The sequence below is a fragment of the Mycolicibacterium rutilum genome, assembly GCF_900108565.1.
Classification (GTDB): domain Bacteria; phylum Actinomycetota; class Actinomycetes; order Mycobacteriales; family Mycobacteriaceae; genus Mycobacterium; species Mycobacterium rutilum.
On the sequence record NZ_LT629971.1, the window covers coordinates 5,761,234 to 5,784,375 of the forward strand.

Annotated in this window: 21 protein-coding genes and 1 pseudogene; 11 read left to right on the forward strand and 11 right to left on the reverse strand. The window is 68.0% G+C overall.

All coding sequences use genetic code 11. The features are described 5' to 3' along the window. Positions 1–12 precede the first annotated feature (12 nt). A complete protein-coding gene (locus BLW81_RS27995; RefSeq protein ID WP_083410030.1) occupies positions 13–474 on the forward strand; it encodes a MarR family winged helix-turn-helix transcriptional regulator in 462 nt (153 codons plus the stop codon). After that, positions 471–2,096, forward strand: coding sequence for a phospho-sugar mutase (locus BLW81_RS28000; protein ID WP_083410031.1), 1,626 nt, complete (start codon positions 471–473; stop codon positions 2,094–2,096). Before BLW81_RS27995 ends, BLW81_RS28000 begins: the two co-directional genes overlap by 4 nt. On the opposite strand, the gene upp is transcribed toward BLW81_RS28000, so the two are convergent. Beyond that, on the reverse strand, positions 2,093–2,716 hold the full coding sequence (gene upp, locus BLW81_RS28005) for a uracil phosphoribosyltransferase (protein ID WP_083410032.1): 624 nt from the start codon (positions 2,714–2,716) through the stop codon (positions 2,093–2,095). The genes BLW81_RS28000 and upp overlap by 4 nt on opposite strands. A gap of 50 nt (positions 2,717–2,766) precedes the next feature. Here upp and BLW81_RS28010 point away from each other — a divergent pair, with 50 nt between their 5' ends. From BLW81_RS28010 to satS, 3 genes are read left to right on the forward strand one after another with little or no spacing between them, the layout of a single operon-like run. Continuing rightward, positions 2,767–3,057, forward strand: coding sequence for a type VII secretion target (locus BLW81_RS28010; protein ID WP_083410033.1), 291 nt, complete (start codon positions 2,767–2,769; stop codon positions 3,055–3,057). 2 nt (positions 3,058–3,059) lie between these two features. Further along, positions 3,060–4,136: a C40 family peptidase gene (locus tag BLW81_RS28015; protein WP_083410034.1), complete on the forward strand. Its 1,077-nt coding sequence runs from the start codon at positions 3,060–3,062 to the stop codon at positions 4,134–4,136. 56 nt (positions 4,137–4,192) lie between these two features. Then, positions 4,193–5,470, forward strand: coding sequence for a protein export chaperone SatS (satS, locus tag BLW81_RS28020; RefSeq protein ID WP_083410035.1), 1,278 nt, complete (start codon positions 4,193–4,195; stop codon positions 5,468–5,470). A 91-nt stretch (positions 5,471–5,561) separates the two neighbouring features. Here satS and BLW81_RS28025 read toward each other — a convergent pair whose 3' ends face one another. Genes BLW81_RS28025 through BLW81_RS28035 form a run of 3 tightly spaced genes read right to left on the reverse strand, consistent with a single transcriptional unit; the run spans position 5,562 to position 8,384 of the window. Next, positions 5,562–6,650, reverse strand: a complete 1,089-nt coding sequence (locus BLW81_RS28025) for an adenosine deaminase (protein WP_083410036.1) — start codon at positions 6,648–6,650, stop codon at positions 5,562–5,564. Positions 6,651–6,663: 13 nt separating this feature from the next. Then, positions 6,664–7,977: a thymidine phosphorylase gene (locus tag BLW81_RS28030; protein ID WP_083410037.1), complete on the reverse strand. Its 1,314-nt coding sequence runs from the start codon at positions 7,975–7,977 to the stop codon at positions 6,664–6,666. Further along, a complete protein-coding gene (locus tag BLW81_RS28035) occupies positions 7,974–8,384 on the reverse strand; it encodes a cytidine deaminase (RefSeq protein ID WP_083410038.1) in 411 nt (136 codons plus the stop codon). The genes BLW81_RS28030 and BLW81_RS28035 overlap by 4 nt, the downstream gene beginning before the upstream one ends. 248 nt (positions 8,385–8,632) lie before the next feature. Between BLW81_RS28035 and sdhC the strand changes: the two genes are divergently transcribed. The 4 genes from sdhC to BLW81_RS28055 all read left to right on the forward strand — a co-directional run bounded on the left by sdhC (position 8,633) and on the right by BLW81_RS28055 (position 12,101). Continuing rightward, entirely contained in the window at positions 8,633–9,061 is a 429-nt protein-coding gene (sdhC, locus tag BLW81_RS28040; protein ID WP_083410039.1) for a succinate dehydrogenase, cytochrome b556 subunit, read from the forward strand. A gap of 71 nt (positions 9,062–9,132) precedes the next feature. Continuing rightward, positions 9,133–9,552 (forward strand): succinate dehydrogenase hydrophobic membrane anchor subunit, encoded by a 420-nt coding sequence (locus BLW81_RS28045; protein WP_157898017.1) that lies wholly within the window; start codon positions 9,133–9,135, stop codon positions 9,550–9,552. A gap of 10 nt (positions 9,553–9,562) precedes the next feature. Then, positions 9,563–11,317, forward strand: coding sequence for a succinate dehydrogenase flavoprotein subunit (gene sdhA, locus BLW81_RS28050; protein WP_083410041.1), 1,755 nt, complete (start codon positions 9,563–9,565; stop codon positions 11,315–11,317). Between the two features lie 4 nt (positions 11,318–11,321). After that, positions 11,322–12,101: a succinate dehydrogenase iron-sulfur subunit gene (locus tag BLW81_RS28055; RefSeq protein ID WP_083410042.1), complete on the forward strand. Its 780-nt coding sequence runs from the start codon at positions 11,322–11,324 to the stop codon at positions 12,099–12,101. A gap of 103 nt (positions 12,102–12,204) precedes the next feature. Here BLW81_RS28055 and BLW81_RS28060 read toward each other — a convergent pair whose 3' ends face one another. Together BLW81_RS28060 and BLW81_RS28065 are read right to left on the reverse strand one after the other, a co-directional pair. Further along, positions 12,205–13,764, reverse strand: coding sequence for a transposase (locus tag BLW81_RS28060; RefSeq protein WP_235632108.1), 1,560 nt, complete (start codon positions 13,762–13,764; stop codon positions 12,205–12,207). A gap of 122 nt (positions 13,765–13,886) precedes the next feature. After that, positions 13,887–15,059 (reverse strand): hypothetical protein, encoded by a 1,173-nt coding sequence (locus tag BLW81_RS28065; protein WP_083410043.1) that lies wholly within the window; start codon positions 15,057–15,059, stop codon positions 13,887–13,889. A 536-nt stretch (positions 15,060–15,595) separates the two neighbouring features. Here BLW81_RS28065 and BLW81_RS28070 point away from each other — a divergent pair. After that, positions 15,596–16,228 (forward strand): annotated as a pseudogene (locus tag BLW81_RS28070) (carboxymuconolactone decarboxylase family protein); the annotation flags it as partial. Here the strand turns inward: BLW81_RS28070 and BLW81_RS28075 are convergent. Genes BLW81_RS28075 through BLW81_RS28085 form a run of 3 tightly spaced genes read right to left on the reverse strand, consistent with a single transcriptional unit; the run spans position 16,209 to position 19,985 of the window. Further along, entirely contained in the window at positions 16,209–16,700 is a 492-nt protein-coding gene (locus tag BLW81_RS28075) for a hypothetical protein (RefSeq protein ID WP_235632117.1), read from the reverse strand. The pseudogene BLW81_RS28070 and the gene BLW81_RS28075 overlap by 20 nt on opposite strands. A gap of 16 nt (positions 16,701–16,716) precedes the next feature. Then, positions 16,717–19,530 carry an MMPL/RND family transporter gene (locus BLW81_RS28080; protein WP_173839689.1) on the reverse strand — a complete coding sequence of 938 codons (2,814 nt, stop codon included), beginning with the start codon at positions 19,528–19,530 and terminating at the stop codon, positions 16,717–16,719. Next, positions 19,527–19,985, reverse strand: a complete 459-nt coding sequence (locus tag BLW81_RS28085) for an MmpS family transport accessory protein (RefSeq protein WP_235632364.1) — start codon at positions 19,983–19,985, stop codon at positions 19,527–19,529. Before BLW81_RS28085 ends, BLW81_RS28080 begins: the two co-directional genes overlap by 4 nt. 218 nt (positions 19,986–20,203) lie before the next feature. On the opposite strand from BLW81_RS28085, the gene BLW81_RS28090 reads away from it, so the two are divergent. Then, positions 20,204–20,692 carry a MarR family winged helix-turn-helix transcriptional regulator gene (locus BLW81_RS28090; protein WP_083410047.1) on the forward strand — a complete coding sequence of 163 codons (489 nt, stop codon included), beginning with the start codon at positions 20,204–20,206 and terminating at the stop codon, positions 20,690–20,692. Here the strand turns inward: BLW81_RS28090 and BLW81_RS28095 are convergent. Further along, on the reverse strand, positions 20,655–21,569 hold the full coding sequence (locus tag BLW81_RS28095; protein ID WP_083410048.1) for a sigma-70 family RNA polymerase sigma factor: 915 nt from the start codon (positions 21,567–21,569) through the stop codon (positions 20,655–20,657). The two genes, BLW81_RS28090 and BLW81_RS28095, sit on opposite strands and share 38 nt — an antisense overlap. A gap of 59 nt (positions 21,570–21,628) precedes the next feature. Further along, positions 21,629–23,125, reverse strand: coding sequence for a gamma-aminobutyraldehyde dehydrogenase (locus tag BLW81_RS28100; RefSeq protein WP_083410049.1), 1,497 nt, complete (start codon positions 23,123–23,125; stop codon positions 21,629–21,631). Between the last annotated feature and the right edge of the window lie 17 nt (positions 23,126–23,142).

A 23,142-nucleotide genomic window follows, 5' to 3' on the forward strand; every position in this document is an offset into this window, starting at 1 on the left:
TATAACTTGGTTATGGAGCGTGCTGTGAACTCGAGGTCGGCCGCCACCGAACTGCGGGAGTCGATGATGGCGGTGACCCGTCAGATGCGACGGCACCGGCCCGACCACGGCCTGACCCTGAGCCAGATGGAACTGCTCGGCGAGATCAGCCGCGCCGGAACCACCACCCCGGCCGAACTCGGCGCGCGGCTGCAGGTGCGGGTCCAGTCGCTCACCGACGGGATCAACGAACTGCTCGGCCGCGACCTGATCGTGCGCAGGCCCGACGAAACCGACCGGCGCCGCCAGCTCATCGAACTCACCGCCGCCGGCCGCGACCTGCTCGACGCCGACCGCGCCGAGCGTGACGCCTGGCTGCACGCGACGATGCGCGACAACCTGTCCCAGCTCGAATTCGACCTGCTGATGCTCGTCGCTCCGGTCTTACGCAAGCTGGCTTATGCGGAGTCGAAAGTGGGCACACTGACGGCATGACTGTGTCGCGAGCCACAACGACTGCACAGGAGTGGATCTCACACGACCCCGATCCCAAAACCGCCGCCGAACTGCTCGAGTGCTCCGAAGAGGAACTCGAGGCACGGTTCGCCCAGCCGCTGACATTCGGCACTGCCGGATTGCGCGGGCCGCTGCGGGGCGGGCCCAGCGGCATGAACTTGGCAGTCGTGTTGCGGGCGACCTGGGCGGTGGCCAAGGTGCTCAAGGACCGCGGCCTCGACGGCCAGGACGTCGTGGTCGGCCGCGACGCCCGCCACGGGTCCGACGACTTCGCGTTGGCGGCCGCCGAAGTGCTTGCTGCGCAGGGCTTCCCGGTGACACTGTTCTTGACGGCCGTGCCGACGCCGGTCGTCGCCTTCGCGGTGCGCAATGTGCCCGCGGCAGCGGGGATCCAGATCACCGCCTCGCACAACCCGCCGTCGGACAACGGGTTCAAGGTGTACTTCGGCGGCGGCTTCCCGATCATCTCGCCCACCGACCGCGAGATCGAACAGGCGATGGCCGACGCGCCACCCGCTGACGAGATCCCGCGCCACCCGGTGCAACCCGGCGGTGTCGGCGAGATACAGCGCTACGTCGAACGCGCCGCCACCATCCGGCACACCCACGGCGCGGTGCGCGTGGCGCTGACCCCGCTGCACGGCGTCGGCGGTGAGTTCGCGCTCGACGCCCTGGTGCGCGCCGGCTTCAACGACGTGCACGTCGTCGAGGACCAGTTCGCTCCGGACGCCGACTTCCCCACGGTCGAGTCGCCGAACCCGGAGGATCCCGCCGCGGTCGAGGCGGTGCTCAAACTCGCGGCCGAGGTGGACGCCGAGGTCGCGATCGCGCTGGACCCCGACGCCGACCGGTGCGCGGTCGGCGTCCCGACCTCCGACGGCTGGCGCATGCTGACCGGCGACGAAACCGGTTGGCTGCTGGGCGATTACATCCTGTCGCAGTTCGAGCCGGGCCCGGTCACCGAGCACACGGTGGTGTCCAGTTCGCTGGTGTCCTCACGCATGCTGGCCGCGATCGCCGCGGAACACGGCGCGCGGCACGTCGAGACCCCCACCGGCTTCAAGTGGCTGTCACGCGCGGACACCGACCTGCCCGGGTGCACGCTGGTGTACGCCTACGAGGAGGCGATCGGTCACTGCGTCGACCCGTCGGCCGTGCGCGACAAGGACGGCATCAGCGCCGCGGTGCTGGTGTGCGACCTGATCGCGGCGCTGCGCGACCGCGGGCACACACTGCTCGACGCGCTCGACGACCTGGCCCGCCGCCACGGTGTGCACGACACGACGGTGGTGTCACGCACCGTCGAGGACGCCCACGAGGCGACCGCGGTGATGACGCGGCTGCGCGAGACACCGCCGGACACGCTGGCCGGATATTCGGTGACGGCGACGGATCTGCTGGGCGACGGGACCGACGCGGTGGTGCTGTCGGGCGGCGACGACGGCGTCTCGGTGCGGGTCGTGGTGCGCCCGTCGGGAACCGAGCCGAAGGTGAAGTCTTACATCGAAGTTCACTGCGCCGACGTCAACGACCTCGACGGCGCGCGGGCCAAGGCGCGTCAGGTCCGCACCGAACTCGCCGACGTCGCCGCCCGGCTCTAACGCGGGCCGAACTGGCGGTCGCCGGCGTCGCCGAGACCCGGCACGATGTAGGCGGCCTCGTTGAGGTGGTCGTCGATGGTCGCGGTGATGAGCCGGATGTCGGGCGCCGCCTGCTCCAGCGCGGCCAGCCCCTCCGGTGCGACGACGACGCAGATCGCGGTGATGTCGACGGCCTTGCGGCAGTGCAGCAATTCGATGGTGTGCGCCATCGAGCCGCCCGTCGCCAGCATCGGGTCGAGCACGAAGACCGGCTGCGTGCTCAAGTCGTCGGGCAACGATTCGAGGTAGGGGGTCGGCTCGTGGGTCTCCTCGTTGCGGGCCACCCCGACGAACCCGACGCGCGCCTCGGGGATCAGCGCGTGGGCCTGGTCGACCATGCCGAGCCCGGCGCGCAGCACCGGCACCAACAGCGGCGGGTTGCCCAGCCGGCAGCCGTCGGTCTCGGCCAGCGGGGTGCGCACGCGGGTGGTCTCGACGGCGGCGTCGCGGGTGGCCTCGTACACCAGCATCAGCGTCAGGTCGCGCAGCGCGGCGCGGAACGCCGCGTTGTCGGTGCTCGCGTCGCGCAGCGTGGTCAGTCGTGCGGCCGCCAGCGGGTGATCGACGACGCGCACATCCATGGGGCAGACCTTAACGGGAACCGGACGCCGTCGCGGCGCGTCCTACCGACATGCACGCCGACACCGATGCGATCCGAGCCCTGGCCACGGCGAACGCCGCGCACGCCGACGAACTGGCCGCCATCGCCTCGCGGCTGTCCGACATGCCCTATGCCGCGGCCTCGTTCGGCCCCGTCGGGCGGTCGTTCGTCGCGGCGCTGACGGCCGCGCTCGATCAGGAAGCCCGAGCGCTGGCCGCGCTGCAGGCCCGCGCGCGGCGAACACAAGCGGCCGCCGCACGCACGGCGTCGGCCTACGACGACGCCGACGGCCGCGCCGGCGCCCGGGTCGGCGGCCTCTGAGAATGCCCGGCGGTCTTGCGGACGCGTTGGCGGCGCCGCTGCGCGAGATGGCAGCACTCGTCGGTCCCGGTCCGGACGGTGAGCTGGCCGCCGCGCTGCACAGCGTGCGCACCGCGCTCTACGGGGTGTCGGACTCCGCGGGCCGCGCGTGGCGCGACACCGCCGAGCGCTGGTCGGGGTCGGGCGCCGACGCAGCGGCGGAGTTCCTCACCGCGACGGTCACCGAGGCCGAGGCGCTCGCCGAGCGGATGGGCCGACTCGGCGGCTCGGCGGATGCGGCGGGCACGGCGGTGGGTCGGGCGCATCGACGGCTGCGCGACATCGTCTCGGGGTTCGAGTCCCGCGCGGCGGCACTCGAGCCGTTCCTCGACTCGCCAGAGGTGGTCGAAGAGTTGATCGCCGACGCACGCCGGTCGCTGGCCGAGGCAATCGCCGTGCTCGACGAATTGCGCGCGGAGCTCGACGGCCACGCGGCCGACGTGGCCGCGACCTCCGGCCCGCCACCGGGCGCCTCAGCGCCGGCGGCCACGACCCCGGCGGGTGCATCGTCACCGTTCACCGGCGTTACCGGCGGGCTGAGCCCTTCGTCAGGTGGCGGCTCCGGTGCCGGGGCGCTCGGCACGCTGGTGCGGGACCTCGCCGAGTCGGCCAGACCCGAGCCGCCGGACGCGGCGATGTTCGGCGACGGGGTGGCGGTGCGCCTGCCCGACGGCAGCACCGCGACGGCGCCGAACGCGGTCGCCGCCGACGCGGTCCGGTACGCGCTGACGCAGCTCGGGGTGCCGTACCGGTGGGGCGGCACCACGCCGGGCGTCGGGCTGGACTGCAGCGGCCTGACCCAGTGGGCGTATTCGGAGGCCGGCCTCGGGCTGCCGCGGCTGGCCCAGGAGCAGGACGTCGGTGCGCCCGTCGGCGCCGGCGACCTGCGGCCGGGTGATCTCGCGGTCTGGGACGGTCACGTCGCGATGGTCGTCGGCAACGGCCAGATGATCGAGGCCGGCGATCCGGTCAAACTGTCCGCGATCCGGACCAGCAACGCCGGTCAGGGCTTCCAGGGGTTCTGGCGACCGACCGCCTGACGCCACACGGCCCTGTGCCAGCTTGACCGCGGGGCCCGGTGGTTAGGCTGTGCGCCATGGCTGCTGACCTCGTGCCGATCCGGCTCGGCTTGACCAAGGGCGACCTGTACACGTTGTGGGCTCCACGCTGGCGCGATGGGGGCGACGAATGGGAGGCCCTGCTCGGCAAGGACGAGGACCTCTATGTCTTCGAGTCGGTCGCCGACCTCGTCGCCTTCGTCCGGACCAACACCGACAACGACCTCGTCGACCACCCGGCGTGGGAGAAGCTGACGCAGGCCAACGCGCACCGGCTCGACCCGGCCGAGGACCATCTTTACGACGTCGTCGGCGTGCCCGACATCGTCGCCGAGAAGGTCAACGAGGAGCGGGTCACGCAGCTGCACCGCACCCTGGTGATCGTCTCGTCGATCGGGTCGGTCTGCGAGCTGCCCGCGGTCGCCCGGTTCTTCAACGGCAACCCCGTGCTCGGCACACTCGGCGGCGGGATCGACGCGTTCTCGGGCCGCAGCGGCCGCAAGCGGTGGGCCGAGATCGAGGCCGTCATCGCGCGGGCGTGGGACTCGGTCGTCGACGCGATCGACGAAGTGGTGACCACCCCCGACGTCGACGCCGGCGCGTCGAAGAAGGCCGAGGCCGAACTCGCCGAGCCCGCGCCCGAACCCGAGCCCGAGGACGAGATCGCCGTGGGCGCAGCGGAAGCCGAGGAGACCGAGAGCGGCGAGGACGACGAGGAGACCGACGATGCGCTCGTCTCCCAGGCGCAGAACCAGGTGCTCGGCAGCGACGAGGACTTCTGGCTCAAGGTCGGCATCGACCCGGTCCGGATGATGACCAGCGCCGGCACCTACTACACGCTGCGCTGCTACCTCGACGATCAGCCGGTCTTCCTCGGCCGCAACGGCCGCATCAGCGTGTTCACCTCCGAGCGGGCGCTGGCGCGGTATCTGGCCGACGAGCACGACCACGATCTGTCCGACCTGGCCACCTACGACGACATCCGCACCGCGGCCACCGACGGCTCCCTGCAGGTCGAGGTGACCGAGGACAACGTCTACGTGCTCACCGGCATCGTCGACGATCTGGCCGACGGCCCCGACGCGCTCGATCACGACCAGCTGGAACTGGCCGTCGAACTGCTCAAGGACATCGGCGACTACTCCGAGGACACCACCGTCGACCGCGCCCTGGACGCGGACAAGCCGCTGGGCCGGCTCATCGCCTCGGTGCTCGAGCCCGACACGGCGAGTCGGCCGAGCCCGCCGTACGCCGAGGCGGTTGCGCAGTGGGAGGCGTTGGAGGCGTTCGTCGAATCCCGCCTGCGCCCCGAATAGAGGCCCCCACTCTTCCGGCGAGCAGACGCGAACTGTCCCGAAATCGCCTGTTTCTTGGGCAATTTGCGTCTGCTCGCGCAGAAAAAGGGGGCTAGCCGATCAGGACCGCGTAGCGCGGCTTGATCACGTCGTCGATGATCGACAGCCGCTCGTCGAACGAGATGAACGCCGACTTCATCGCGTTGATCGTGAACCGCTGCAGATCGCTCCAGCCGTAGCCGAACGTCTCGACCAGGCGCAGCATCTCGTGGCTCATCGTGGTGTCGCTCATCAGCCGGTTGTCGGTGTTGACGGTGACGCGAAACCGCAACCGCGCCAACAGGTCGAACGGATGGTCGGCGATGCTGGCGACGGCGCCGGTCTGCACGTTCGACGACGGGCACATCTCGAACGGAACCCGCTTGTCGCGCAACAGCGCCGCCAGCCGGCCCAGCCGCGCGCTGCCGTCGGGCGCGACGGTGATGTCGTCGACGATGCGCACACCGTGGCCCAGCCGGTCGGCGCCGCAGAACGCGATCGCCTCGTGGATGGACGGCAGGCCGAACGCCTCACCCGCGTGAATCGTGAAGCGCGCGTTGTTGCCTCGCATGTACTCGAAGGCGTCGAGGTGCCGGGTCGGCGGGTAGCCCGCCTCGGCGCCGGCGATGTCGAAGCCGACGACGCCCTTGTCGCGGAACCGGATCGCCAGCTCGGCGATCTCGCGGGACCGCGCGGCGTGCCGCATCGCGGTGACCAGGCAGCGCACCGTGATCGACTTCCCCTCGGCGCTGGCGGCCTTCTCCCCGTCGGCGAACCCGGCCAGCACCGCGTCCACGACCGCGTCCAGCGACAGCCCCGCATCGATGTGCAGCTCTGGAGCGAACCGGATCTCGGCGTAGACGACGTTGTCGTCGGCCAGGTCCTCGACGCATTCGTAGGCCACCCGGTGCAGCGCCTCGGCGGTCTGCATCACCCCGACGGTGTGCGCGAACGGCTCCAGGTAGCGCACCAGCGACCCGCTGTGCGCGGCGGTGCGGAAGAACGTGGCGAGTTCGTCGACGTCGGAGGCGGGTAGGTCGTCGTAGCCGCTGATGTCGGCCAGTTCGAGGACGGTCGACGGGCGCAGCCCGCCGTCGAGGTGGTCGTGCAGCAGCGCCTTGGGCGCTTGTCTGATCGAGTCCAGCGTCAGCGGCGTCGTCATTTCGCTCTCCGGTTCAGTCTCCACTCGTGATTCGGTCGATGATCAAGGGACGCGGCGGCGATGCGGTGGCGCCGACGACCCAGCCGCCGTCCAGTTCGGCCATCGCGGGCTCGAACCGCTCGGGCGTCTCGGTGTACAGCGTGAACAGCGGCTCGCCGGCGCTGACCGGCTCGCCGATTCGCCGGTGGATGTGCAGCCCGGCGCCGGACTGCACCCGCTCACCGGGAAGCGAGCGGCCCGCCCCGAGCCGCCACACCGCCAGACCCACCGCCATCGCGTCGATACTCTCCATCGTGCCATCGCGCGGCGCGGTGATGGTTTCGGTGTGGGGACCGACCGGCAACCGCTCGGCCAACTTCGCGTCCCAGTCGCCGCCCTGGGCCGTGACCAGCGCGCCGAATGCGTCCATCGCCGAACCGTCGCGCAGGGTCTGCGCGGGGTCGACGCCGTCGAGACCCGCGGCGTCGAGCATCTCGGCGGCCAGCGCCAGCGTCAGCTCCACCACGTCGGGCGGCCCTCCCCCGGCCAGCACCTCCAGCGACTCGACCACTTCGACGGCGTTGCCGACCGCGCGCCCCAGCGGGGCCGACATGTCGGTCAGCAGCGCGCGGGTGGCCAGCCCGTGCTCGGCGCCGAGGTCGACCATCGTGCGGGCCAGGTCACGTGCTTCCTGTTCGGTTTTGAGGAACGCCCCCGAGCCGACCTTGGTGTCGAGCACCAGCGCGCGGGCGCCCTCGGCGATCTTCTTGCTCATCACCGAGCTCGCGATCAGTGGCAGCGATTCGGTGGTGGCGGTGACGTCGCGCAGCGCGTAGATCTTGCGGTCCGCGGGCGCCAGCTCACCCGCGGCGAAGATCGCCGCGCCGATGCCGGAAAGCTGTTGGCGGATCTGTCCTTTCGGCAGTTCCGCGGTGAACCCGGGGATCGACTCCAGCTTGTCGAGCGTGCCGCCGGTGTGACCGAGGCCACGGCCGGCGGCCTGGGGCACCGCGCCGCCGCAGGCCATCACCACCGGCACCAGCGGGATGGTGATCTTGTCGCCGACCCCACCGGTGGAATGCTTGTCCACCAATGCCAGTGGCTTACCGTCGCGCCGCAGGTCGGTGAAGTCGAGTCGCTCGCCGGAGTTCACCATGGCCGCGGTCCAGCGCGCGATCTCCGGCGTCGTCATCCCCCGCAGGAAGATCGCCATCAGCAGCGCCGACATCTGCTCGTCGGCGACCGCGCCGCGGGTGTAGGCGTCGATGACCCAGTCTATCGCCGCATCCGGCAGCGCTGCGCCGTCGCGCTTGATCCGGATCACCGTGGGCGCGTCGAAGGAGCTCACGGCGTCCCGCCGTCGCGGCGGGCCAGATCCTGCGGCCCGAACGCGTCGGGCAGCAGATCGTCCAGGGGTACGGGTCCGCCGGGATGGTCGATGAGCAGCTGCGGTCCGCCGTGCTCCAGCAACACCTGCCGGCACCGGCCGCACGGCATCAGCACCCGCCCGGCGCCGTCCACACACGCCAGCGCGACCAGCCGTCCGCCCCCGCCGGCGAACAGGTTGCCGGTCACGACGCACTCGGCACAGAGACCTAGGCCATATGAGACATTTTCCACATTGCAACCGGTGACCACTCGACCGTCGTCGACCAGCGCTGCGGCCCCCACCGGGAACCTCGAGTATGGGGCGTACGCATGCGTGGCGGCCTCAATCGCCTTGTACCGCAACAGTTCCCAATCGATATCGGACATCGCCTCACCCTCACCAGGCCGACTCTGAATCCATTCTGAAGTCGCCTGTACCACACCGAGATGCGGAATAAGGCAACCCTAACTTCGGCGTTTTTACAGACACCGACTCCTCGACCGTAGTTCGTTTAGCAGTACAACTGGGATTAGAGTCGCCCCGAGGTTTGGGTGAAGTGCACGAACCGGACCGATCCTCACCGCCCGGTGCCAGCCCGACACCCCAAACGTCCACCGAAGGCGTTGGAGGCCAGATGAGTACTCAAGTATCCGAGGGACCGGCGGTACCGGCACCTCGATCCGGACCGGCGCGCAGACGGACGCTGTATCGCGGCGATCCCGCGATGTGGTCGTGGGTGCTGCACCGCATCACCGGTGCGACGATCTTCTTCTTCTTGTTCGTCCATGTCCTCGACACCGCGCTCGTGCGCGTCAGCCCGCAGGCCTACAACGAGGTCATCGAGACCTACAAGACGCCGATCATCGGATTGCTGGAGATCGGTCTGGTCGTCGCCGTGCTCTATCACGCCCTCAACGGCATCCGCATCATCCTGATCGACTTCTGGCAGCACGGCGCCCGCTACCAGCGAACGATGCTGTGGATCGTGATCGGCGTGTTCCTGGCGATCTTCATACCGTCTTTGGGAGTGATCGGAATGCACATGGCGGAGCGGTTCCTGTGAGCGCGCCGGAGAACAGCGGCGCCGGCGCGGCCTGGACCCCGCACCACCGCGAGGGCCGCATCGCCCCGGTGATGGAGAAGGAACACGACCGCCCGGCCGGTCTGGACCATCCGCGGGCGCCGCGCCGCCCCCGCGGCATCCCGTACTTCGAGAAGTACGCCTGGTTGTTCATGCGCTTCTCCGGTGTCGCGCTGGTGTTCCTCGCGCTCGGGCACCTGTTCGTGATGCTGATGTGGCAGGACGGCGTCTACCGCATCGACTTCAACTACGTCGCCGAACGCTGGGCGTCACCGTTCTGGCAGATCTGGGACATGGCGCTGCTGTGGCTGGCGATGCTGCACGGCGGCAACGGGCTGCGCATCATCATCGGCGACTACGCCCGCAAGAACACCACGAAGTTCTGGCTGAACTCGGTGCTGCTGCTGGCGACGGGCTTCACGCTGGTGCTCGGCAGCTACGTGCTGGTCACCTTCGACGCGAACATCTCATAGAGGACGACTGATGATTCAGGAACATCGCTACGACGTCGTGATCGTCGGCGCAGGCGGCGCAGGCATGCGCGCCGCGGTCGAGGCGGGCCCGCGCGCCCGCACCGCGGTGCTGACAAAGCTGTACCCGACGCGCAGCCACACCGGTGCGGCACAGGGCGGCATGTGCGCCGCGCTGGCCAATGTCGAAGAGGACAACTGGGAGTGGCACACCTTCGACACCGTCAAGGGCGGCGACTACCTCGCCGACCAGGACGCCGTCGAGATCATGTGCAAGGAAGCCATCGACGCGGTGCTCGACCTCGAGAAGATGGGGATGCCGTTCAACCGCACCCCCGAGGGCCGCATCGACCAGCGCCGCTTCGGCGGGCACACCCGAGACCACGGCAAGGCGCCCGTGCGCCGGGCCTGCTACGCCGCCGACCGCACCGGCCACATGATTCTGCAGACGCTGTACCAGAACTGCGTCAAGCACGACGTCGAGTTCTTCAACGAGTTCTACGCGCTCGACGTCGCGATCACCGAGACGCAGTCCGGCCCGGTGGCCACCGGCGTCATCGCCTACGAGCTGGCGACCGGTGACATCCACGTGTTCCACGCCAAGGCGATCGTGTTCGCCACCGGCGGTTCGGGCCGCATGTACAAGACCACCTCCAACGCCCACACCCTGACCGGCGACGGTCTGGGCATCGTGTTCCGCAAGGGACTGCCGTTGGAGGACATGGAGTTTCACCAGTTCCATCCGACCGGCCTGGCCGGGCTGGGCATCCTGATCTCCGAGGCCGTGCGCGGCGAGGGCGGTCGACTGCTCAACGGCGAGGGCGAGCGCTTCATGGAGCGCTACGCGCCGACGATCGTCGACCTGGCCCCGCGTGACATCGTGGCGCGCTCGATGGTGCTCGAGGTGCTCGAAGGCCGCGGCGCCGGACCGAACAAGGACTACGTCTACATCGACGTGCGCCATCTCGGCGAGGACGTGCTCGAGGCCAAGCTGCCCGACATCACCGAGTTCGCCCGCACCTACCTCGGTGTCGACCCGGTCAAGGAACTCGTGCCGGTGTACCCGACGTGTCACTACGTGATGGGCGGCATCCCGACCAACGTCAACGGTCAGGTGTTGCGAGACAACACGACTCCGCTGCCCGGCCTCTACGCCGCGGGCGAGTGCGCGTGCGTGTCCGTGCACGGCGCCAACCGGTTGGGCACCAACTCGCTGCTCGACATCAACGTGTTCGGCCGTCGCGCCGGCATCGCCGCCGCGAACTACGCGCTGGGCCACGACTTCGTCGACATGCCGGAGAACCCGGCGGGCATGGTGGTCGACTGGGTCGGCGACATCCTCTCCGAGCACGGCAACGAGCGCGTCGCCGACATCCGCGGTGCGCTGCAGCAGTCGATGGACAACAACGCCGCGGTGTTCCGCACCGAGGAGACGCTCAAGCAGGCGTTAACCGACATCCATGCCCTCAAGGAGCGCTACGCGCGAATCACCGTGCACGACAAGGGCAAGCGCTACAACAGCGATCTGCTCGAGGCGATCGAGCTGGGCTTTCTGCTCGAGCTCGCCGAGGTCACCGTCGTCGGCGCGCTCAACCGCAAGGAGTCCCGCGGCGGGCATGCCCGTGAGGACTACCCGAACCGCGACGACACCAACTACATGCGCCACACCATGGCCTACAAGGAAGGTTCGGACCTTCTGTCCGACATCCGGCTGGACTACAAGCCCGTGGTCCAGACGCGCTATGAGCCGATGGAACGGAAGTACTGACGACATGACTATCGCGCCTGAGGTCGAGACCAAGGATCCCGAACTGCCGCCCGTGCCCGAGGGCGCGGTGATGGTGACGCTCAAGATCGCCCGGTTCAACCCGGAGGATCCCGACGCCGCCGGCTGGCAGAGCTTCCGGGTGCCGTGCCTGCCCACCGACCGGCTGCTCAACCTGCTGCACTACGTGAAGTGGTACCTCGACGGCACGTTGACGTTCCGCCGGTCGTGCGCGCACGGGGTGTGCGGTTCGGATGCCATGCGCATCAACGGCGTCAACCGGTTGGCGTGCAAGGTGTTGATGCGCGACATGCTGCCGAAGAACCCGCGCAAACAGCTGACCATCACGATCGAGCCGATCCGCGGGCTGCCCGTGGAGAAGGATCTGGTGGTCAACATGGAGCCGTTCTTCGACGCTTACCGTGCGATCAAGCCGTACCTGATCACCAGCGGCAATCCGCCGACCCGCGAACGCATTCAGAGCCAGACCGACCGGGCTCGCTACGACGACACCACCAAGTGCATCCTGTGCGCGTGCTGCACGACCAGCTGCCCGATCTACTGGAGCGAGGGGTCGTACTTCGGCCCGGCCGCGATCGTCAACGCGCACCGGTTCATCTTCGACAGCCGCGATGAGGCCGCCGCCGAGCGGTTGGACATCCTCAACGAGGTCGACGGGGTGTGGCGCTGCCGCACGACGTTCAACTGCACTGAGTCCTGCCCGCGCGGCATCCAGGTGACCCAGGCGATCCAGGAGGTCAAGCGCGCGCTGATGTTCGCGCGCTGACGGCGATTTCGGTGCGCTAACAGTCGCTGAGTGGGTGTTGCGATTTGTGAGCGGTGAGCCGGTGATGGTGGGGATGTCGCCGGGTGCAACGGTGATGCCGGAGTTATCCGGCGGTGGCTGTGTGGAGTTTAGTGAGGTTCAGTGCTGCGGCGGCCAGATGCAGTTCGGCGCTGACGGCTGCCAGGCCGCGGCGGGCGAAGCGGCGTAGGCCGATGCGGTCTTTGAGGTGTCCGATTACCGGTTCCACGGTTGCCGAACGGCGTTTGTATCGTTGGGCCTGCTCGGGGTCGCGCAGGGTGTGACGCATCGCATCGCGCGGTGACAGATCCGGTGGTGGCGGGCCTTGAATGGATTGGTGTTTAGCGTCGTGATGAACGGCTCGACCCCGGCCCGGGGCTATGAGCCGCTCGGGCCCGGGGCTGGTGATGTTGTCTTCGGTGAAGTAGCCGTTGTCGGCTAGGACCAATTCGATCGTCTTGTTGAGGGCATCCATGTGGGTCGTGGCCGCAGCCAAAGCTGGTGTCCAGCAATGTAGATCGTTGGCGTCTTGGGAGATGTGCAACCCGATCACGAAGTGGTCATCAGAGCACACGATCTGGCTGTTGTAGCCCTGAACCGATCCGCCGCCGGCGCCCTCGACCATCAATCGAGCCTGCGGATCGGTCAGATTGACCACAGGCCCGCGTGCCTGGCCACGCTGAACGCCGAGGCGGACGCGTCGGCGTTCAGACGCGCCCCGCCGGTCAGCCAGCCCGGCGGCCTGCTCTTGCTGAGCCCGGGCCAATCCGGCTTGGGCCTTCTTGAGGATCTTGCGAATCGCGGCACGCTGGTTGGCCTCTGCGGTCCCGCGCACATTCAGCAACGGGGCCAGACGCCGCTGTTCACGGGCAATCCTGGCCTGATACAGGCGCACCTGATCCACTCCAGCCGGTGGTCGACTCGACACGACTTCACCGGCCTCCACGCGCTGCAGGTAGTGCTCTTGACGGGCCTCATCGGCAGCGTCGGCCTCGGCGTTGGCGGCGTCTTGACGGGCGATCTCTTCCTTGGCCCTCTTGATCGCCGCCGCGCGCCCGGCAGGGGTAGCCAATTCGGCCGGCGGGCGCTGCGCCGGGCCGGCTTGGGCTTCTGCGGCGTCTTCGGCGGCATCGACCGCGGCGGCTTGACTGACCACATCCTCGGCGATCCGGCGAGCTTGCTCAGCCACCCACCGCTGAGACCGGTTCGCTGATTTCGAGGCGTTGGCTGCGATCTTGGTGCCATCAATAGAAACCACCCCGACCTGAACCATCCCGGCTTGGGCGCACAAGCGCAGCACCTGGGCGAACAGGTCGGTGAACGCCTCATCGTGAGCCGCGCGGAATCGCGCGATCGTGGTGTGATCCGGCCGGTCCTGAGCACACACCACCCGATAGGCGACATGGTCGGTGCACAACCGTTCAATCTGGCGCGATGACCGCTGCCCTGTCGCATAGGCATAGATCAACAACGCCAACAACATATCCGGGTCATAACCCGCCCGCCCGACGCCACCAGTGCGCCGCTGTGCGTGCAACCTCGAAGTGTCGAGTTGCTCGACCACATCAAGGACAAACCACACCAGATGATCTGCAGGCAGCCAGTCCGCCATATTCGGCGGCAACAAGAACTCCTGATCACGCACCACAGGACGATACGAACGAGCCATAACTCATCGTGTCGCGCTCAGTCCCGAACGCCAAACACCTCACTCGGCATTTCGCAACACCCACTGAGCGACCGGTAGCGCACCGAAATCACCCGGCGTCAGTCGTCGCTGTCCGAGTCCGCCTTGTCAGCACCGGTGTCGGCAGCGGCGGTTCCGGCTCCGGTCGGCTCGACGCCCGTATCGGTCGCTGCCGCTTCGTCGGCGACATCGTCGGCCCCGTCGGATTCGGTGACGTCCGCGCTGGTGCTGCCCGGCGAGAACGCCAACCCATTGCGCACCTTCGGCCGGACCGGCTTCTCGACGTCTTCCTCGACATCCACGTCGACATCCACGTCGGCGTCCTTGACGACGTCGATCGACTCGCTCACCGAGACCTGCTGTGCCACCGCGTTGCGTTGCGCCGTGACATCAGGTTGCGAGTCCTGCTGCGGGACATCAATACTCAGCGATGGCGCCTCCGGATCGGGCAGCGCGGTCGGGGCGACGGTGGGCAGCCCCGGCGGCGGATCGATGTCGCGCAGCACCTTGGCGATGACTGCGCTGGCTCCCATCCAGCCCTGCAGGGGTGCGGCCACCAGGCCCAGCGCGGTCGCCGGAATCACGGCCAGCCCGGTCAGCAGCGCGTTGACCGTACGATCGAAGTCCAGGGCCTTGATGCCGCGCCAGACGTCGTCGGCGGTGCCGGCGACCGACATGATGTACGTGCTGCCGGCGACCATGATGGCGTCCACGATCGGGCTGATCACGGCCGGCAGTGCGGTGGCGAGACCCAGCAACCGGTCGATCGGACGCACCAGGATCGGGAACGCTTCGCGGGCCAACCATGCCGTCATGTCGAGCGGGGCCCTCAGTGTCGCGACCAGCTGCTGCACGGCCGCATTGACGTTGCCTGCCTGCAGATCAGCAAGGATCTCCAGAACGTCGGCCGGCAGGTTCCAGGCCGACGTGCCGAGCGACGACACATAGGTCGTGCCGAGGAAGGCGAGTTCGGTGATGCTCTGCGCTTGATTGCGCGCGATCTGCGTCAGGATCGGCGCCGGGTCGGCGAGGTACTCCTCGACGAGCGCTTGCAGACCGCCGACGGCCTGCTGGGTGATCGCCTCCCACAGCGGGAATGGATTGTCGATCGCGGTCAGCTGCACCGACGGCGCGGCGGCGGTCACCCGCTCGACGGCGTCGGGCAGGGGAACCGTCACCGGCGACAGGGCGATCACCGCGGCGCCGGCCAGCGCGATTCCGGTGGCGAACTTCGGACGTGATACTGCGTGCATTTCTTCCTTTGGTCTTCGAATTGGTTTCTCTTGCAGCCGCCCTGCACACATCCAGCGGGCTCTCTGATGAACCTGGTGCGAACGGGCGTCGGTGGGTTTCGGCGGGAAGGTGCTTACATCGGCCTCCAAGCGGCCCGGCGGCACCGGCCCGGGCCGGCGGCGCTTCGCACGGTGCGCTCACGCGCGTCCGCAAACTCGATCGCGGCCCCTGGGGGCCACCTTCGCCCGGTCCCGCTCCCGACCTGGGCGAGGCGGTATGGCATCACCGGGCGGCCGATTCGACAGGGCGCCTGTTGTGCTCGATCCGCATGGCAGATGGTCGACTGAAGTGGCTTGGGCAGCCTTTCGCGCCGTGCCGCAACCGAATCAGTGGCGAATCGCCGTACAGCCGCGCAGCGGACGCCACCGCCCCTCCCCCCTGTCAAGTATCTAACGATAACGTTAATAATGTGCTTGCGATCGCAAATACACAAATCGTGGCGCGCCGCCCGGCAAACATCTCTTCGCCCCGCAAGCGTCCCCAGACCCGGCAGCTGTCACACTTCGGCCGGCCGTCTCGTCTATCGGATATGACCGAAAACGCACAGAAGCCCCGCATCGAACCGCTCCCCCCGCAGCGCGCCTCACTGCTGACGAAGGTCTTCTACCGGGTGGCCAAGCGCCGGTTCGGTGAGGTGCCCGAACCCTTCGCCGTCGCCGCCCACCACCCCCGGCTGATGATGGCCAACGTCGTGCACGAAGGCATGCTGCAGTCGGCGTCGAAGAAGCTGCCCAAGAACGTCCTCGAAATCGCGGTGTTCTGGACGGCCCGCACCGTCGGCTGCTCATGGTGCGTGGATTTCGGTTCGATGTTGCAGCGCCTCGACGGCCTCGACGTCGACCGGCTCAAGCACATCGACGATTACGCGACCCCGCCGTTGTTCTCCGACGACGAGCGCGCCGCCATCGCCTACGCCGACGCGGTGACCTCCGACCCGCACACCATCACCGACGAGCAGGTCGACGACCTCAAACGCCGCTTCGGCGACGACGGCGTCATCGAGCTGACCTACCAGATCGGCGTCGAGAACATGCGCGCGCGGATGTACTCGGCGCTCGGGATCACCGAGCAGGGTTTCAATTCCGGTGACGCGTGCCGGGTTCCGTGGGCTACTGCCGAGCCGAACTGACGCCGGCTGCGCCACCGTCAGCGCAGGCATCGGGCGGGCCCGTGGGTTTCATGCCGCGGGCCCGCCTCTTGAGCCGCACGCTGCGCAGGATCTGCAGGCTCATGTTCACCGAAGTGATCATCGGGAACACGCCGAGGAACGTGCGTTCGGACGGCGTTCGCCCGTGCAGCTCCTCGAGGCTGCCGAACACGTAGAAGCAGCCCAGGAAGAACAGCGTGGCCGGAATCGCAAGTGCCAGGGGATTGCCGCGGTCGTTGAGAACCTGACGGGCGAGATGGAGCTCGTCGGTGGTCATCGGCGCGCGCTTGCCCACCCTGCGCACCGCGGCGGTCGCGGCACCGACCCGCAGCGTCGCGGTGACGTGCGCGCGCCGCCTGACCCGACTGGTGAAGATGAACGCTCCGGCGGCGGCCACCCAGATCAGGGAGAACGAGACGATCGCGAGGATGCCGTACAGCGTGAACGGGGTCATGTGATCTCCTGCCGTGTCATGCCCTCCGACGCGGGCGTTGCGGGATGAAAGTGGGCCACCAGAACCAGGAGCCGAGCAGGCGCAGCAGGCAGGGCACCACCAGCGAACGGACGATCATGGTGTCGAGGAGCAGGCCGATACACACGGTCGTGCCCAACTGGCCGATCGTGCGCAGATCGCTCACGAGCATCGACAGCATGGTGAATGCGAACACCAGGCCGGCCGAGGTCACCACGGCGCCCGTACTTCCCAACGCGCGGATCAGGCCGGTGTTGAGTCCGGCTCCGGTCTCCTCCTTCACGCGGGAGATCAACAGCAGGTTGTAGTCAGACCCGACGGCGACGAGGATGATGAAGCTCAGCGGCAGTATCAACCAGTGCAACGGCAGCCCGATCAGGTGCTGCCACACCAACACTGACAGCCCGAACGCGCCGGCGAAGGAGAACGCGACGGTACCGGGAATGACCAAGGCGGCCACCAGGCTTCGGGTCAAATACAACATGATCAGGAAGATCAACACGAGCGCCGCGATCGCCACGATGAGCAGATCCGATGCGGCATAGGTCTTGATGTCCAGGTTGTTCGACGCCGCACCGCCGATGTAGATCCTGGCGCCGGCCAGCGATGTCTCCTTGAGCGCCTTCTTGATCGCGTCGGGGAACTGCTCGACGTGCTCGATGCCTTCCGGAGCCATGGCGTTGCCCTCGTGGGTGATGATGAAGCGGGCGGCCTTGCCGTCCGGTGACATCAGCAGCTTCATTCCCGTCTTGACGTCGTCGTTGTCGAACGCCTCGTGCGGGATGTAGAAGAAGTCGTCGCTGCGCGCCGCATCGAAGTCGTTGCCGACATTGATCTGGTCGTAGTAGGTCTGATCGGTCTGGGTGGATTGCAGATGCGCGGGGCCGTAGTTGTTGGTGATGACGCCCAGCAGGGCCTGGCTGTCGGCGATCATCCGCTCCAACTGCGAGATCATCTGTGGCAGCAGGCGATCGATGGCTTCGAACGAGACGACGGCATTGCCGATCTGCTCATCGAGTCTGTCGATGCCGTCGAGTGAGTCGAACAACGAACGCATGGCGAAGCACACAGGAATGTTGAAACAGTGCGGCTCCCAGTAGAAGTAGTTCTTGAGCGGACGAAGGAAATCATCGAGGTTGGAGATCCCCTCGTTCACGTCGTCCGTCACCTGCTTGAGGTTCTCGAACGTCACAGTGGTCGAGTGCAGTTCGGCCGACATCTGCTGGGTGATCGTGATCACCTGCTGCAGCACCTCGACCGACCGTGCCTGGATCTCGGCTTGCTTGTCGGTGTTCTCGTTCTGCTGTTCGTTGAACGGCAGCTGCTGGCCACTTACGCTGCCCTGCGTGGTGAACAGGTAGGGAATGGTCGCGTGCTCCAGGGGCCGGCCCAGCGGTCTGGTGATGCTCTGCACCATGGCGACGCCGGGCAACTCGATCAGGGCCTTGGCAACGCGGTCCAGGGAGATGAAGTCCGCCGAGTTGCGCATGTCGTGGTCGGATTCGATCATCAGCATCTCGGAGAACAGCTTGCTCTGGTTGAAATGCCGGTCGGCGGCCTGGAAACCGAGATTGGCAGACGCATCGTCGGGTTGGTACGCGCGGTCGTCGTAGTTGACCCGGTACGTCGGGACGAACACCGCACCCACCATGACGATCGCCGTGCTCGCGACGAGGACGGGTTTCGGCCAGCGCACCACGCTCGTGGCGATGCGCCGGTACAGCCGTCCACTATTCGGGCGGGTCGGATCGAACAGTGCCAGCAGGCTGCCGAGGGTGAGCAGGGCGGGGGCAAGTGTCAACGCCGCCGCGATGGTGAACAGCATGCTGATGGCCACGGCCGGGCCCATGGTGTGGAAGTAGTCGAGACGCGCAAAGCTCAGGCACAAGCAGGCGCCCGCGATGGTGAGCCCCGATCCGATGATGATCGGGGCCACGCTTCGGTAGGCGGTGAAGTACGCGTCCTCGCGGGATTCGCCGGCCTGGCGCGCCTCGTGGTAACGGCCGAGCAGGAAGATGCCGTAATCCGTTCCGGCGCCTAATGTCAGCGCGACCACCACGTTCACCGCGAAGGACGACAGCGGGATGAAGCCGAAGTGCCCGAGGGTCGCGATGACGCCCTTGGCGACGAGCATCTCGATGAGCACCGCCGGTAGTGGAACCAACAGGCACGATACCGACCGGTAGACCAGCAGCAACATCACGACGATGAGGATGATCGTGAAGATCGTGATGTTGTTGAGGCTGGAGTTCGCGACCGAGAGGGTGTCCGAGGTCAGTGGCGCTGCCCCGCTGACGTGGACGCTCAGGCCGGGAGGCGGCGCGGTGGCGGCGACAATGTCGCGGACTGCGTCGACGGACTCGTTGGCCTCGAGCTGACCGATGTTGCCCGCGAGACGCAGGAGCACGAATGAGGCTTTGCCGTCGACACTTTGGGCTCCGGCGGCGGTGATGGGCTCGCCCCACAGGTTCATCACGTACTGCACGTGCTCGGTGTCGGCCTGCAGGCGGCGGATCAGATCGTCGTAATACCTGTGGTCGCCCTCGTCGAGTGGACGGTCGGCCTCGAGGACCAGCATGGTCAGGTTGGTCGAATCGGACTCCTGAAACTTCTCCCCGATATGCAGCAGTGCGACCTGCGATGGGGCGTACGTCGGGATCATCGGGCCGGCGAGTTCGTCGGCGACGCGCTCCACCTGCGGGATGAAGGTGTTGGTAATGACCGCGAGCAGGGCCCAGAACACCACGATCGGCACCGCCAACACGCGTACGGCACGCGCGGCGAACGGCCTGCCTGCGCGGTGCGAGCTCATGCGGACTTGACTCGGCACGTGACGTCGGCGTTGGCGTGTGTCGACGAACGCTCATCGCGGACAACGTCGTTCACGAGGATCCGGCAGCCGACCTCGCCGCCCTCGACCTGGGCGGAGATGCTGCCGGACACCACGGTCAGTGTCGTGGTCTCGGTATGTGACCAGGGAAGTTCACTGATGTCGACACGATGCGGGTTGCCGTCGAGGTCGATGTAGGTCAGCATGCCGCCGTCGCCGGGCGACCCGAACAACTCGTACGTCATGGTTTTCGGCGTGAACTGTTCCGGCGCCTGTGCGGGCAGCACCGACGGCACCGGTCCGGGTGCCGACATCTCGTGCACCTTCCACACCGCCACGGACCCGACGGCCAGTGCGAAGACGGTGACGGCAGGCAGCCAGCCCCTCTGCAGGGCCCTGGGCACGACGGTGTGGCGCGTCGTCGTGCGCCGACGCATCGTTCTCGCGGGTGGTTCCTCGGCCACGGGAGTCATATGTATATCACCTATGTGATTCGACGCTGCACGGATCGATTGCCTCGCAGTGTCTGAACTTCCACCCGCCGCCGTAATATTCCCGACTGCACCGTCATCTTGAGATTGACATGCGTCAACTGCCGCTGGAGCGATCGCTTCACACCTCGTTGGATACATCCTGTAGGTGATATGAATGGCCTGTGAGCGTCGTGGTCGATCCCCGCGGAATGGAAGCCATCTCAGAGATGGTCGTGACGAGCGCTGACCTGCTGTGGCGCCACCTCGTCGACCGTGCCTCCTTGAGTGCCAGCGCGACGCTCGTGCTCAACCGGCTCGATCGTCAGGGCCCGATGCGGCTGACGGCCCTGGCCGAAGCCGAGGGTGCGAGCCAATCGGGCATGACGCAGCTGGTTCAGCGGTTGGAGCAGCAGGGCTTGCTCGAGCGCTGCAGCGATCCGGAGGACGGTCGCGCCCGCCTGGTGACGATCAGTGAGGCAGGACGCAAACAATGGGACATCCGCAAGGGAATCCGCCGGCAACGCATCGCCGAACTCATCGCGCAGCTGCCGCCCGACGATCAGGTGGCGCTGGCGCTGGCGGCTCAGGTCGGGGCACGGGTGCTCAGCCAGATCCGCGATGTCGCCGACGGCCCTACCGCTGCGCCAGGGTCCGCAGCGGCGAACCGGTGAACTTGTCGGGGTTGGCGATGTCCCAGATTGCGCAGACCCTGTTGTCGCGCACCGTCATCGCGGTGACCCGCGGCATCACCGCCGGGCGGCCCTCGTTCGGTGTGGAGCCGAACGTGTATAGACCGAGCTGACCGTTGACCATCGCCGGCTGGTTCTGGTCCAGCCAGCCGGGTCCGTAGCGGCGGGCCAGGCCGAACAGAAAGCGCGCCACCTTCTCCGGGCCGACGATGACACGCGGCGCGGTCGGCGCCCGGCGGTTCGAGTCGCCCGTGAAGGTGGCCTCGGGATGCAGAAGGCGCACAACGGCTTCCATGTCACCGGCGGCCAGCGCCATCATCAGCGCGCCGGCGACTTCGTTGTGGACGTCGTCGGGTACGGGCGGCGGTGCCGTCGACACCGCCCGCCGTGCCCGCGTCGCCAGTTGCCGCGCCGAGGCCGCGCTGACCCCGAGCACGTCGGCGATCTCACCGAACGGCACCGAGAACCCGTCGTGCAGCACGAACGCCACCCGCTGATCGGGCGTGAGCTTCTCGAGCACGACCATCGCCGCGAACCGCGCGTCCTCACCGGCCACCACCGCGGCCAGCGGATCGTCGGCGTCCACCGCGGTGACCACCGGCTCCGGAAGCCATTCGCCCACATAGGTTTCCCGCCGATGCGCCGCCGACCGCAGCCGGTCCAGGCCGAGCCGGCTCACCACTGTCGTCAGCCACGCGCGCAGGTCCGCGATGGAGTCCTGATCGGCGGTGCTCCACCGCAGCCAGGCGTCCTGCACGATGTCCTCGGCGTCGGCCACCGTTCCGGTCAGCCGATAGGCCACGGACATCAGATGCGGGCGCAGGTCCTCGAACTCGTCGACACGCGCGCTGGCGGTCATACGACGAAGTGTAGTGCGCTGCCTCGTCTGTGCCGGCGCCCGCGTCGCCACCGGCGCCCTCAGCGTTTCGCGAACACCGTCCGGTGCCACTCCTTGTCGGCGACCCCGGTGATATCGCTCATCACGTGCTTGACGGTGAGGTACTCCTCGAGCGAGTAGTCGCTCATGTCCTTGCCGAAGCCGGACGCGCCGACGCCGCCGTGCGGCATCTCGCTGATGATCGGGATGTGGTCGTTGATCCAGACGCAGCCGGCCTTGATCTCGCGCGACGCCCGCTGCGCGCGGTACACGTCGCGGGTCCACGCCGAGGCGGCCAGACCGTAGTCGGTGTCGTTGGCCTGCCGCAGCGCGTCGTCGTCGTCGGTGAACGCGCGCACGGTCAGCACCGGGCCGAAGATCTCGTCGCGGTACACCTCCGACTGTTCGGCCACATCGGCGATGACCGTCGGCAGGTAGAACGACCCCGGCCGGTCCGGCGCCGCCCCTCCGCACACGATCCGCCCGCCCTGCCCCGGTGCCCGCTCGACCATCCCGGCCACCTTCGCCCGGTGCGCCATCGAGATCAGCGGGCCCAGATCGGTGTCGGGGTCGTGCGGATCCCCGACGACGACCTTGCCGAACACCTCGGCGACGCCGGCGACGAAGTCGTCGTACACCTCGCGGGCGACGATCGCCCGGGTGGCCGCCGTGCAGTCCTGGCCGGTGTTGATCAACGCACCGGCCGCCGCGCCCTGGATCGCCGCGTCGAGGTCGGCGTCGTCGAACACCACGAACGGCGCCTTGCCGCCGAGTTCGAGCTGCACCCGGTGCCCGTGCACCGCGGCGGCGGCCATCACCTTGCGGCCGACCGGCGTCGACCCGGTGAACGTCACCACATCGACGTCACGGTGCCCGGCCAGCGCCGTGCCGACGTCGGCACCCATCCCCGTGACCACGTTGAGCACCCCGTCGGGCAGGCCCGCGTCCTTGGCCAGCCGCGCCAGCGTCAGCGTGGTCAGCGGCGTCAGCTCGCACGGTTTGATCACCACCGAGCAGCCGGCCGCCAACGCGGGCAACACTTTCCACACCGCCATCTGCAGCGGATAGTTCCACGGCGTGATGGTCGCGACGACGCCGACCGCCTCGCGGCGGATGCTGGAGGTGTGGTCGCCGGAGTACTCGGCGCTGGCCTTGCCCTCCAGGTGGCGGGCCGCGCCGGCGAAGAAGTCGATGTTGTCGACGCTGCCGGGCACGTCGAACTCGGCTGCCAGCCGCACCGGCTTGCCGGTCTGGCTCACCTCCTCGGCGACCAGCGCATCGGTGGCGTCGCCGGCCAGTTGCGCCAGCTTGAACAGCACCGCCGACCGCTCGGCAGGCGTCGCGCCCGACCAGTCGGCCAGCGCGGCGCGTGCCGATGCCACCGCGGTGTCGACGTCGGCCGGCGTGGCCACCGCGTAATCGGCCACCGGCTGCCCGGTCGCCGGGTTGATGACCTGGTGAGCGGCGCCGCCGGTGGTGACCGGCGCCCCGTCGATCCAGCTGCCTGCCACGCTGGTGGAAACAGATGTCGCAGTCATGGGCCCAACCTAACCGA